The 12,179-nt window shown below is 67.7% G+C and carries 9 protein-coding genes; 5 read left to right on the top strand and 4 right to left on the bottom strand.

All coding sequences use genetic code 11. The features are described 5' to 3' along the window. Positions 1–381: 381 nt before the first annotated feature. From ACFCXS_RS03380 to ACFCXS_RS03365, 4 genes are all read left to right on the top strand, one after another. Positions 382–597 (top strand): hypothetical protein, encoded by a 216-nt coding sequence (locus ACFCXS_RS03380; protein ID WP_376641383.1) that lies wholly within the window; start codon positions 382–384, stop codon positions 595–597. Between the two features lie 5 nt (positions 598–602). Beyond that, positions 603–773, top strand: a complete 171-nt coding sequence (locus ACFCXS_RS03375) for a hypothetical protein (protein ID WP_376641381.1) — start codon at positions 603–605, stop codon at positions 771–773. A gap of 686 nt (positions 774–1,459) precedes the next feature. Beyond that, on the top strand, positions 1,460–3,847 hold the full coding sequence (locus ACFCXS_RS03370) for a PQQ-binding-like beta-propeller repeat protein (RefSeq protein WP_376641380.1): 2,388 nt from the start codon (positions 1,460–1,462) through the stop codon (positions 3,845–3,847). Positions 3,848–3,945: 98 nt separating this feature from the next. Beyond that, positions 3,946–8,418: an FtsK/SpoIIIE domain-containing protein gene (locus tag ACFCXS_RS03365; RefSeq protein WP_376641378.1), complete on the top strand. Its 4,473-nt coding sequence runs from the start codon at positions 3,946–3,948 to the stop codon at positions 8,416–8,418. A gap of 70 nt (positions 8,419–8,488) precedes the next feature. On the opposite strand, the gene ACFCXS_RS03360 is transcribed toward ACFCXS_RS03365, so the two are convergent. Genes ACFCXS_RS03360 through ACFCXS_RS03350 form a run of 3 tightly spaced genes read right to left on the bottom strand, consistent with a single transcriptional unit; the run spans position 8,489 to position 10,898 of the window. Then, the gene (locus ACFCXS_RS03360; RefSeq protein ID WP_376641377.1) at positions 8,489–9,097 is read right to left on the bottom strand and encodes a hypothetical protein; all 609 of its coding nucleotides are present in this window, start codon (positions 9,095–9,097) and stop codon (positions 8,489–8,491) included. Between the two features lie 12 nt (positions 9,098–9,109). After that, a complete protein-coding gene (locus ACFCXS_RS03355; RefSeq protein ID WP_376641375.1) occupies positions 9,110–10,573 on the bottom strand; it encodes a hypothetical protein in 1,464 nt (487 codons plus the stop codon). Continuing rightward, positions 10,566–10,898: an SAV_915 family protein gene (locus ACFCXS_RS03350; protein ID WP_376641373.1), complete on the bottom strand. Its 333-nt coding sequence runs from the start codon at positions 10,896–10,898 to the stop codon at positions 10,566–10,568. The genes ACFCXS_RS03355 and ACFCXS_RS03350 overlap by 8 nt, the downstream gene beginning before the upstream one ends. A gap of 180 nt (positions 10,899–11,078) precedes the next feature. On the opposite strand from ACFCXS_RS03350, the gene ACFCXS_RS03345 reads away from it, so the two are divergent. Continuing rightward, entirely contained in the window at positions 11,079–11,381 is a 303-nt protein-coding gene (locus tag ACFCXS_RS03345) for a hypothetical protein (protein ID WP_376641371.1), read from the top strand. A gap of 191 nt (positions 11,382–11,572) precedes the next feature. On the opposite strand, the gene ACFCXS_RS03340 is transcribed toward ACFCXS_RS03345, so the two are convergent. Further along, on the bottom strand, positions 11,573–11,833 hold the full coding sequence (locus ACFCXS_RS03340) for a WXG100 family type VII secretion target (RefSeq protein ID WP_097218954.1): 261 nt from the start codon (positions 11,831–11,833) through the stop codon (positions 11,573–11,575). Between the last annotated feature and the right edge of the window lie 346 nt (positions 11,834–12,179).

Below are 12,179 nucleotides of genomic sequence, written 5' to 3'. Positions count from 1 at the left end.
TGCCTCGCGATGTTGCCGTTGCCCGGGACGCAGCAGTGCCCCGTGACGCCGCCGTCGCCCGGCAAGCACCGGCACCCCCGCGACGCCGCCGTCCCGGAGCCCCGGGGCGGTGACCACCCGCAGGACCCGAGGCGGCCGGCCTGCACGGCGAACGGTGAGTCGTTCGCGGGGACGCCGACGCCACCCCGGTCTCCGGGCGCCGCGCGGGCAAGGTCACGATCTCCGTCGCGGCGACCCCCACGCCGGAGGGCGGCGGGCGGGTGCGGAGGCTCAGCTGCTCCGTGGCCCTGGCGGTCGTGACGATCGGGTCGGTGCTCGTGTTCGACGTGCTGCCGGACCGGGGCGGCGGCCACGACGACGCGGGCTCGAGCAGCGGCTCCGATGCGTCTCCGGCGGCGGAGGCGAGCTCCGCCCCGTCCGGTGCGGTGCGGTGCCGCGGCGTACCTCGGCACCTGGGAGGGCCAGGGCGTCGCCCTCGACGGCAGACTCCCCCTCGGCACGTTCCGCATCACCCTCGAACAGGCCGCAGTGGGTGAGCAGCTGGGCCGGCTCCGACAGACCGACCAGATCGGCGGGGTCTGCGTCGACGTACTCTGAAGCAGGTGACGAAGACGGAGCTCGTCGCGGCGTCGGTCGGCGCGGGGACCAACGACGGCGGCTGCAACTCGGCGAAGACGACAGTGCACCTCAAGCCGGTGGGAGATGACCTCCAGTACCGGTCGGAGAGTGAGGAGTCGGGGCGGCCGCAGGCCCGGATGGTGAGGGTTCGGTAGAGGGTGCCCTGCGGCCGAGCTTGACGAGCATGGTGATCAGCATCCCGGCCGCCGCGAGGGTGGCGGCCAAGCCGACGGCCCACAACCACGGGTGGTGCACGTGCACCCAGCAGGGCCCGCCCTGGCTGTAGCAGTCAGCGTCCCAGTTGCGGCGCCGCTTGGGCCGTGCGGTCGCGGCGATCACCCCAGCGACCAGGTAGCAGGCGGCCAACCCGGGCAGCGACGCCGCCAACCAGGCCAGTGAAGGCCCTTTATTACTCTTCCGATTCATCCGGGTCAGCGGTGCCACCCAGGCGAAGAAGACCACCGGTACCAGGGCGCCGACCGTGGCGGCGAAAGCGTAGGCGCCGCCGGGCCACGCGGGAGCGACGTCGCCCCACAGTTCATGACCCCAGTACATGTCGAACAGGACGAGCGGCATGAGCAGGGCGACGAAGCCGGGAAGAACCAGGCAGCCGAACAGGCGCTCTCCACAGTGGTTTTCACCCGGGGGGACAGCCGGCGTCCTGGCCTGTGCTCGTACTTCAGAACAGGACCAGCCGCTTTCCTCCGCTTTGGCTTCGCCGAGGTCTTGCTCATGGCCCCTGGCCCTCCACCTTCTCAGGCGCTCACTAGTGTGTCTGCGATAGCGAACACCATCTGACGCGACTAACGCACCGTATTGCGTATCGCCGGGAAGGCCCACCATGGAGACACTGCAGCCGGACGATCCACTGGAGTTGGGCTCCTACCGGCTCCTTCGAAGACTCGGCGTCGGCGGCATGGGCCGCGTATACCTGGCTCGTTCGCCCGGTGGCCGTACCGTCGCGGTGAAGGTCGTACGTCCGGACCTCGCCGCCGACAACGACTTCCGGGACCGCTTCCGGCACGAGGTCGAGATAGCGAAGGCGGTTTCCGGGCGCTTCACCGCCCCGGTCGTGGACGCCGACCCGGACGCGCCGCTGCCCTGGCTGGCTACGTCGTACGTGCTCGGCCCGGACCTCACGGACGTGGTGTCGGCGCACGGTGCGCTGCCGGAGCAGACCGTCCGGGCACTGGCCGCCGGCCTCGCCGCCGCCCTGCAAGAGGTTCACGCGGCCGGACTGATCCACCGCGACATGAAGCCGTCGAACGTCCTGCTCGCGGCAGACGGTCCGCGCGTCATCGACTTCGGGATCGCGCGGGCGGTGGACGGAAACCGTATGACGCAGACGGGAGTCGTGGTCGGCTCACCCGGCTACATGTCACCGGAGCAGGCGCTGGGCGGGGACATCGGCACGGCGAGTGATGTCTTCTCACTGGGCGCCGTACTCGCCTTCGCGGCGACCGGCCGGGGCACCTTCGGCCATGGTGCCGTCTCGCATGCCTCGTTGCTGTATCAAGTCGTGCACGGTGAACCCGACCTCGAAGGCGTACCGCAGCAACTGCTGGGACTGGTCCGCGCATGCCTCGCGAAGGACCCGGCGCATCGGCCGGTACCCTCCGAGATCGTGGCGGCACTCGCCCCGCAAGGTGTCGAGGGAGTCCTCAGCAACTGGCTGCCCTCGGCGGTGGCCTCGACGATCGCCACGCACGCGGCCGGCATCCTGGACCTCGAGGCACCGCAGCGGCCTCAGCCGCCCGCCGCGTCCTTCGGGCCGGCACCGGTGATGACCGACGGGACACCGCAGCCACCGGGTACACCCACGCCGGGTTACGGGTATCCCCAAGCTCCGGGATACGGCGGTGCCCCCGCGGCTCCCGCCCAGGGAACCCCTGCCCCGGGGCATGCCACACCGCCGGGTGGCCTTCACACCCCGGGGTACGGGACGACCACGCCGGGGCAGGACGCTCACGGGCGGCCCGGCGCCGCGGGGCCGACCGTCTCCACCTCCTCCGCAGTGCCCTCCCGCCGCCGAGTCCTCGGGCTCGCGGTCGGCGGCGCCGCCGCCGTGGCGGTGGCCGGCGGCGGCACCGCCTGGTGGCTCGGTCGGAACGGCGACACCACCGACGGGGCGACCGGCACGAGCGGCGCCGGATCCGCACAGCCCGTCGAGGAGAACTTCACCACCCCGCCGGCCGGAGTGGCCCCCCAGCCTCTGTGGCACGAGACAGCGGCGGAAGACAGCACCACCACTGACGTACCGCTCCTCATCCATGACGGCCTGCTCCTGATCAGCGGAGACCCTCTGGTGGCGTACGACGTGAAGACGGGGAAGCCCCGGTGGTCGAAGCCTGATGTCTGCGCCCCCGGTTCACCGCTTCTGTTCCACGACGGCAAGGTGTTCCTCACTGACAGCGGCGCCGAGGGCGTCCTCGTCGCGCGCGACGTGAAGACCGGCAGCGAGGTGTGGCGCAGCCGCCTGGGCAAGGAACTCGGTATCGAGAGCACCATCGCCATCGACGACAAGAACGTGTACGTCACGGCGACCGACTACGCAGAGGCCCACAGCGCCACCGACTACCGCACGGCCATCGCCGCGATCAGCCACAGCACTGGGAAGAAGGTGTGGCTGCAGCACCGCGACTGGGGCACGAGGGACTACGACGTCCAGGGCACCGCCTCCGGCAAGTACCTCGTCTACGCGGATTCCAACAAGAACCTCACCGTGCGCGACACCGCGACCGGCGACCAGTTGTGGACGCAGAAGATCGGCGACGACTGGGCCTGGCAGCCCACGGTCGCGAACGGCCTCGTCTTCCTGCCCGGCGAGAAGCTGACAGCGGTCGACGCGGAGACCGGCCGCACCCGCTGGACGCTCTCCCCCAAGGGCCGCCGCGGCTTCAACAATCCGGCCGTCATCGACGGTGTGCTCTATGTCAGCGACTACGACCGCGGCATCTGGGCCGTCGACGTCAAGAAGCGACAGCGGATCTGGCTCTGTGAAGATCAGGACCGTGGCGCGCCGGGAACGTTCATCAGGGTCGGCACCACGCTGTACTGCGCCGCCGGGCCCCTGTCGGGAGGCGTCATCGCCCTCCAGGCCAGGACCGGCAAGGTGCGGTGGACATGGTCGGACGACAAGGACTCCGGCGCCCCGTGGCAGTTCGCAACGGCAGGAAACCGACTGTTGGTGACGAACGGGCCGGAGATCTACGCGATGCCGGCGGTGTGACGCCGGGGCGCTGGGGCGCGATACCGGGGACTGCCATAGTCTCCGTTAGCTGAAGTTAACGAACGTGGCCACAGGGGCCGACGGGGAGGACGACCATCATGCGGATGCTGGTCACGGTCGTACGCGAAGGCGGTGAGCCGGAGGACGTCGTAGTCACCACCGACGACACCGCCACGGCAGGCGATGTCGCGGAGGTGTTGGCGCAGGCTGCCGGGGTCCATGCGCGTGGCAATGGGCCGGGGAACGTCCTGGCGATGCCCGGCACCTCACTGGCCTCGCTGCCCGGATACGGGACGGCGTCGGCAGGAATACCGGCGCTGTGGGCCGACGGCGAGCTGTGCGATCCGGCGTCACCTGCGGCCGGCGTCCTGAGGGACGGCATGCGAGTCTCCGTCGACCGATCGATAGGCCCGCTGCTGCGCAAGGGCGAGCCCGTCGGACAGTACGAGTTGCGGGTGGCCGGCGGACCCGGCTCCGGGCGAGTGGTCAGGCTGGGTGTCGGCGTGGCCACTGCGGGATCGGCCCCGACCTGTACGCTCCCCCTGCCGGACGCCTCCCTGCCGCCGATCGCCCTCCGGCTGACGGTCGACCTCCAGGGCAACGTCACCCTCACCCCGGAGAGCGGGGCCGGGATCCGACTGAACGATGACGCGGTGACGGCCGGGACGCCCTGGCCGCTCGGCGGAGTCGTACGGGTCGGCGACTCGTTGCTGGTGATCGACAAGGTGGCCGAGCCGGACGCGCACCTGTCGCCGATGAGCGAGGGCGGCCTCGCCTACAACCGCCCCCCTCGGCTGTCGCCACTGCGGCCCCGGCGGCGGCTGGCCGTGCCGGTGCCCCCCTCCAAGGGGGAACGGGCTCGTTTCCAGTTCATCATGGCGTTCATGCCCATGCTGTTCGGGCTGTCCATGTACTTCATCACCAAGCAGATCTACATGCTGCTGTTCTGCCTGATGAGCCCGCTCATGATGCTGGGCCAGTGGATCAGTGAGAACCGCGAGGGCAAGAAGAAGCACAGGACGTCCCTCAAGCAGTACAAGAAGGACCTCGCGGCGCACGAGGCCGAACTCGTCACTCTCGGCAAGGAGGAACAGCGCGCCCGCCGCGAGGACAACCCCGACCCGGCCGAGACCCTCCTCTTCGCGACCGGACCCCGCCGCCGCCTGTGGGAGCGCCGGCTCACCGACCCGGACGCGATGCAGCTGCGCATCGGGCTCGGCGCCCTGCCCTCCGACGTGGAACTCGTTTTCGCGCGCGGCGGCTCGTCGCACGACGAGGAGCCCCCGGAGCCCCCGGTCCTTCCCGACGTCCCCGTCACCCTGCCCTTCGCCCGGCTCGGCGTGGTCGGCATCGCGGGCGACCGCCCCCGTGCCCTCGCCACCGCGCGTTGGCTGAGCGTGCAGGCCGCCGTGCTGCACAGCCCCCGCGATCTGTCACTGGTTTCCCTGGCCGCCACGCCCGCCGCGGGCGCCGAGTGGCACTGGGCGCACTGGCTGCCGCACACCAACCCCGAAGAGGGACAGGACTGCGTAGCCCTGGTCGGTTTTGACTCGGAGGGCATCAGCCGCCGGGTCAACGAGCTCCTCAACGAACTGGCTCGACGCAAGGCCGCCCGCGAGCAGCACAACATGACGGGCCAGCTGTATCCGGACGCCAACGTGCTCCTGATCCTGGACGGAGCACGGCTGCTGCGCCGTGTGCCGGGCGTTCCGCAACTCCTCACCGAGGGCCCGCAGTACGGCATCTTCGCCCTCTGCATCGACGAGGACGAGCGGCTGCTCCCCGAGGAGTGCAAGGCCGTCGTGGCCTGGTCGCCCGACGCGGCCCACCACGTCCGGGTGCGCGGCTACGGCCTCGAGGCGGCAGGCGATGTGCTGGCCGACCAGGTCCCGTACGAATGGTGCGAACTCCTGGCCCGCTCCCTCGCCCCCATCCGTGATGTCAGCCGCGACGACGCCGGTTCCGCGCTGCCCACCTCGGCCCGGTTGCTGAACCTGCTGAACATGCCCAACCCGGCGGGTACCGACGTGGAACGCATCTGGCAGGCGGGTGGCTCGACCACGGCCGCGCCCATCGGGCTCGCTGCCGACGGCGCGTTCGTCCTGGACATCCGGCGTGACGGGCCGCACGCACTGGTCGCCGGTACGACCGGTGCCGGTAAGTCCGAGCTCCTGCAGACGATCATCGCCTCGCTGGCCGTGGCGAACCGGCCCGACGCCCTGAACTACGTCCTCATCGACTACAAGGGCGGCAGCGCGTTCATGGACTGCGCCCGCCTGCCGCACACCGTCGGCATGGTCAGTGACCTCGACGCCCATCTGACCGAGCGGGCCCTCGCCTCGCTCGCGGCCGAGCTGCATCGCCGGGAGCGCATCCTCTTCGACGCCGCGGCCAAGGACATCGAGGACTACAACGACACCCGCAAGCTACGTCCCGAACTGGAGCCGATGCCGCGGCTCGTGCTCGTCATCGATGAGTTCGCATCCCTGGTCGCCGAACTGCCCGACTTCATCGCGGGTTTGGTCGACATCGCACGTCGAGGCCGCTCGCTCGGCGTGCACCTGATCCTCGCGACGCAGCGTCCCGCGGGTGTGGTGAGTGCCGACATCCGGGCCAACACGAACCTCCGCATCGCCCTGCGGGTCACGGACGCCGCCGAGTCGATGGACGTCATCGACGCACCGGACTCGGGCGCGATCGCCAAGTCGACCCCAGGTCGCATGTATGTACGATCGGGTGCTCAGTCCCTGGTCGGTGTCCAGTCGGCCCGTATCGGTGGCCGTCGCCCTGCCACGGGCCAGACGGGCCCCAAGGCCAACCTGATCCCGCTTCCCTGGAACGCCTACGCCCGTCCGCTGCCCAAGCGGGACGACGCTGAGGACGACGGCACGATGGTCACCGACCTGGCCGTCCTCGTCGACGCCGTACGTGACGGCGCGGAGCGGATGGGCTTCGGTGAGCAGCGCAGCCCGTGGCTGCCGCCGCTGGCGGAGTCCGTCACGCTCGACGAACTCTCCGCCTACGGCGGTGCACCGACCGCCCCGGGCGACGACGTGGCCCCGATCCCGTACGGCCTGGTCGACCTGCCGGCGAAGCAGAGCCGTGTGCCGGTGTCCCTGGACCTGGTGCACGGCGAGCACACGCTGCTGCTCGGCGGCGCCCGCTCCGGTCGCTCGACGGCTCTTCGTACCCTGGCCGGCTCCCTGGCACGGAACACCTCCCCGCTCGACGTGCACGTCTACGGCATCGACTGCGGCTCCAACGCCCTCCTGCCGCTAGTTCGTCTGCCTCACGTGGGCGCTGTCGTGACCCGCGACGAGCCGGACCGAGCCCGCCGTCTGATCCAGCGCTTGCAGGTGGAGGTCGCCCGTCGACAGCAACTGCTCGCGATGGAGGGCGCGTCGAGCGCGGCGGAACAGCGTGCTGGGGCCTCCCCGGAGGAGCGTCTGCCCTGGATGGTCCTGCTCTTGGACAGCTGGGAGGGCTTCGCATCGACCTTCGAGAACTACAACTACGGTCAGTTGCTGGAAGCGGCCCAGAGACTCTTCCGCGAGGGCTCGGCAGCGGGTCTGAAGGTCGTCATGACGGCCGACCGCAGCGGCCTCAGCGGCCACGTCTCCTCTGCCTTTGCCGACCGTCTCGTCATGCGCTTCGCCGACCCGAACGACTACTCCACGGCAGGCCTCCAGGCTCGCGAGGTCCCGAAGAACATGCCACCCGGCCGCGCCCTGCGGATCACTGACACGGGTGTGGACGAGACCCAGATCGGCCTGCTGGCGCAGGACCCCGCAGGCCAGGCCCAGGTCCGTGCGCTCCGCGAGATCGCGGAGGAGGCGCGAACCCGCTACGGCCGCGTTCCGGCGGGCCGCCGCCCGCTGCGGGTCGACGCCCTTCCGGCGCGCATCACGGCGTCGGAGGCCATGGCTCTGGACCCGGACTTCGCGCCGCCGTCGCCTCTGTGGGCTCTTCTCGCCGTCGGTGGCGACGAACTCCACCCCATCGGGGTCGACTTGGAGGAGAACGGACCCGGCTTCGTCATCGCGGGCCCGCCGAAGTCCGGCCGCTCGACGGCACTGCTGTGCGCTGCCGAGTCGCTTCTGCAAGCAGGGACGCCTCTGGTGGTCGTGACACCTCGTCGGTCCCCGCTGCGGGACCTGGAAGGGCGAGAGGGCGTCCTCGGCATGCTCAACGCGGACAGCTCGGGTGACGACCTTGAGGAGATCCAGGACCAGCTCGACGGACGGCCGTACGTCGTCGTGGTCGATGACGCCGAGCTCCTCTACGACACACCACTGGACGAGCCGCTGGAAGGGGTCATCCGCAAGGGAGCCGACGGCGGTGTGGGCCTGCTCGCCGCCGGCACGACGGACTCACTGTCCAGCCAGTACCGCGGCTTCACGGTCGAGGCCCGCAAGTCCCGCAACGGCCTGCTGTTGACGCCGCAGAGCTCCTCGGACGGAGAGCTGTTCGGCATCCGACTTCCCGCGAACAGCGGGGGCGGGGCAGCGGGGAGCGGGTTGTTCGTGGCGGGTGGGGGGTTTGTGCCGGTGCAGGGTGTTATGAACGGCTAGGACACAAGAGGGCTCCCGCCCATGGGGCGGGAGCCCTCATTTCGTTGATCGACTGACACTGGTCTGCAAATCAGTCTCTTATGACCTCTTGAGGGTTCTTCTTGGCACCGGTTGATGATGCAGGAGGCGCCTCTGGGCCGAAGGTGCGCAGGATCCAGAGACGGCGCCAGATCACCGCCGTGGTGAGGCCGAGGCAGATGACAGCCAGAGCTGAGGTGCCGAAGGCCGGCAGGTTTGCCGGCGGGTCTTCCACCCAGGCACGGGTGAGAATTCGTGACGGGTCATCGCGATCGTACGTGACGACCAGTGATGCAGAGGTGTGCGTGTCGGGGTACATCCCGGCGTAGTCTGACAGCTTGACCTCTGTACCGGCCTCGGGCCCGGTCACGAGGCGAACCTTCACATACTTGGGTTTCGAGTCGATACCGACGACAGTGGCAGCGGAATCGACGCCGCGGGAACGCAGGTCCTGCACCAGAATATGCGGAGGAAGCCACAGAGCAAGAGATAGGACGATGCACAGCAGGAATATCCCTGAAATTGCCCAGATTACGCGCCGTTGAGGGAGCTTCGGTCGCGGCTTCCAAGCCTTCGCCTCGGCAATTGCTTTGCGCGCCTCCTTCACGTGGGGTGGGAGTTGGTGCTGGCTCGCACCAGCTTTTCGACTCTTCTTAGCCATGACTGAAACACCTCATGAGAACCATCCACCCACTGTATTCTTTACGCTCGATGCGGCGTCGCCAATCGCCTTGCCTGCGCTCTTGGCCGCTCCTGTAACAGCGTTGACAGCCTTCCTGCCTGCTTCCGTCTTGATGGCATACGAAACTGCGTAACCAACACCGAAACCCACCACGACACCTGCAGCGATACCCCAGCCGACCGGCCCGCCAACGGCAGCAACTGTTGCCGTGGCGGCCCAAGTTCCAGCCATGCCAGCCGCCATACCGCCGACGTTGGCGGCAACAGCTACATCCTTCTCCTCGCCGTTACTGATATCCCAACCGATGGCGCCAACGGTGAGGAGACTCCCGACCAGAGGTAGCTTTCCACCGGTCCGGAGAGCGCGACCCCACAGCGATGTAGTGCTGGGCGGCTTGAGCCCAGGAACCTTGCCGATCAGCCAACCTCCCCCGTCAGCGATGGATGCCTCCATCAGGCGGGAGAACGACCCCATTCCAAACTTGGAAAGAATCCGCTCCGCCTCCCGCGCAGATTTTCCAGAGGCCTTGGCAGCGCGACTGGTCGCGTTCTTGAACGCCCGCTTCTCTGCCTTGCTCATAGCGTTGAGGCGCTGCTCCTTCAACTGGGCCGCTTCATCGCTGAATTTCTGCGCTTGAGTCCAGAAGTTACTTGCAAACTTTGACTGGACGCCGATGACGCTGGCCAGTAGTCCAGCAGTGTCAGACCATGTGTCAGCGGGATCGAGGAGCTTCTTCGCGGCGATCTGTGTGTGCTTCCAAGCGATGTCCCACAGCTCCGGGTCGTCCCCCTGCATTAGCGCCCGGTTGAACACAGCCGTTGGCTCGTCCTTCGTGAACTGGCCATGGAAGAGCGCGGCCTTCTTGTCAAAGCCCGGCGCAGGTGTTTCAGCGTTGACCGCTGTGGTGAACGCGGACCCGAATACCTTCGCATCGTCCTTGGCCGTTGGGGCATTGGCGGCGGCGATTGCCATCGGCAGATTCTTGACCAGGTCTGGATTCATCTTGGCGTAGAACGCCGAGGCGAAGTCTGGGTCACCCTTGTGTTTGGCGAGCTCCTCAGCGATGCGGTGGAATTCTGGGCCTGCTTTACTCGGATCGAGCTCAGCCGCCTCGTTTGCATCCTCTGCAAGCTTCTTCCCCGCGCTTCGAGCCTCGCCGATCGTCGCGATGGGTTCGCGAAGCTGGACCATGGCGCCAGGTTTCTGAATCCCTTTTTGGTCAAGCTCCATTGCTGCTGCGAGTGCCTGACGGCGGCGAAGCATGGGCAACTCGTCATCGACCCAGCCGGCGATCTTTCCGATTTCCGATAGGTTGCTCGTCTCTAGCCCAAATTTCTGAAATCTGCTCACATATGAAGACTTTGCCCCGTGCAGCTTCTTACCGCCGGACTCAAGGCCCTTGATCGTCCTCAAGAGGTTGTCCGGGTTGATTCCGGAGAAGTTTGGATCAACCACTGGTCGATTCACCTTCCGCGCTGTCGGCCAGTTGAGGGTCGATCAGCACCGCGGCTGCGCCCGACCCGCTGAGTGCCTCCCCTACTTCCTCGGTGGGGATGATGACCCAAGGCTGCCCTTCTCCCATGGCCTCGACCAGCAGGGAGATGGACGTGAAAGCCAATGCCACGAGCCGCTCCTCGCCGTCGTCACCAGCCATGGGCACGAGGATGACGTCTACGGTGCCGTCGCTGAGCGGGGAGCCGTCAGGCCCTTGAGGCACCTCGGTCATGGTGGGAAGCACGAGGGCTTCGGGGGCGGCCTGGGCCGTTTCGCTTGAGGTCATTGCTTCAGATTATGAGGTGATGGAGCGGCAAGCAATGTGATCTCTGGACGGCTTATGGGGCATCGAGTTGACCGCTCGGTAGGCTTACGCCCCGCGCTGGGGGCTCGATCGGAACACCCCAGAGGCCGCTGGTACGGTGAGCATTCATCAGTCGGAACTGTGATGAATGAGGGTGGGATTGTGGCAGATCCAGATGCCAAGGTGCCCAATCCGCGGAAGGCGGACCTTGAGCGGCTGCGGAGCGACCTGGCCAAGGAGGTGGAGAGCATCAAGAAGGCACTCAAGGGCCCGACCGAACAGATCGGCGGTGACAAGGTCTGGGTCGGGAAGAATGCTCGAGCCTGGCACAGAGAACTGGACGGGCGGAACAAAAAGTTGGTCGAGCAGGTCGACAAACTGCTGCCTATCATTGATGCCGCCATTCGGAGTGAACCCGAGAAGGTGTCACAAAGCGAAGCGCGTATGTACAACAAGGATGTTTGAGTCGCCGCGCGTGAGCTGTCGGTGCCGGGCTGAGGCTGCAGCTCCTGTGGCGCTCGACGCCGTTCCTTGACGTGCTGACGTCGCACCCACTGACTGCCCGCACCTCCTGTTCAATGCCGCCGGGGGCATCCCACTCGAGGTGCGACGGCCTCGAAGGAATGCCCCGGCAGCTATGACGTCGGCGCGGCAGCTCAGGTCGCGCGCTCGATGTTGTCGGCGCTGGTGTTGGCCGACTTGCTGGCGTCGTTCAGCGTGTCGACCCACTTGTCGAACGTCGGCTTGATGTCGTGCCAGTCGTTCCGGAAGCGGTCGGCCTTGGGGCCCTTCCAGTAACCCGAGCTGTGGCTCGTGGCGGACTCCAGTGCCTTGATGAGGCCTTGGAGGTCGGTGGCCTTCTTGCCGAAGAGCTTGGACAGCTCCCGAAGCTGAGTGAGATCTGCACCGCGATCCATGGCGATCCTCCCCGTGTCACACACGTAAACGGACTATCCGTTTGCACCAACGGACGCTACCGCACCAGAGGGAGCCGCCGTCCATCGCCTTCGTAGAGGGGAGTCGCGTGTGAACGAGCGGTGTTGACCCTGATGGTGAGCCCGAACCCCCGCGGTGGCTCTGGGCGGAGCTGCCGGTGCACTGGCACCTCCGGGACAGCGGGGGGCCGGACTTACGTGCAGATGCGCAAGAAGCGCAGTACCGCGGGAATGAAGGCTTGATCGGTTGAAACAAGGACGATACGTAGGCCGTTGCCCGGCGGCGTCGTACAGTCGGCACCATGGCTGCGAGTCCAGTCGGTCTCCA

This window comes from Streptomyces sp. NPDC056373 (genome assembly GCF_042262425.1).
In the GTDB taxonomy this organism is placed as follows: domain Bacteria; phylum Actinomycetota; class Actinomycetes; order Streptomycetales; family Streptomycetaceae; genus Streptomyces.
The sequence above is the reverse complement of the archived record's forward strand: the minus strand, read 5'-3'. Positions and strand labels throughout refer to the sequence as shown.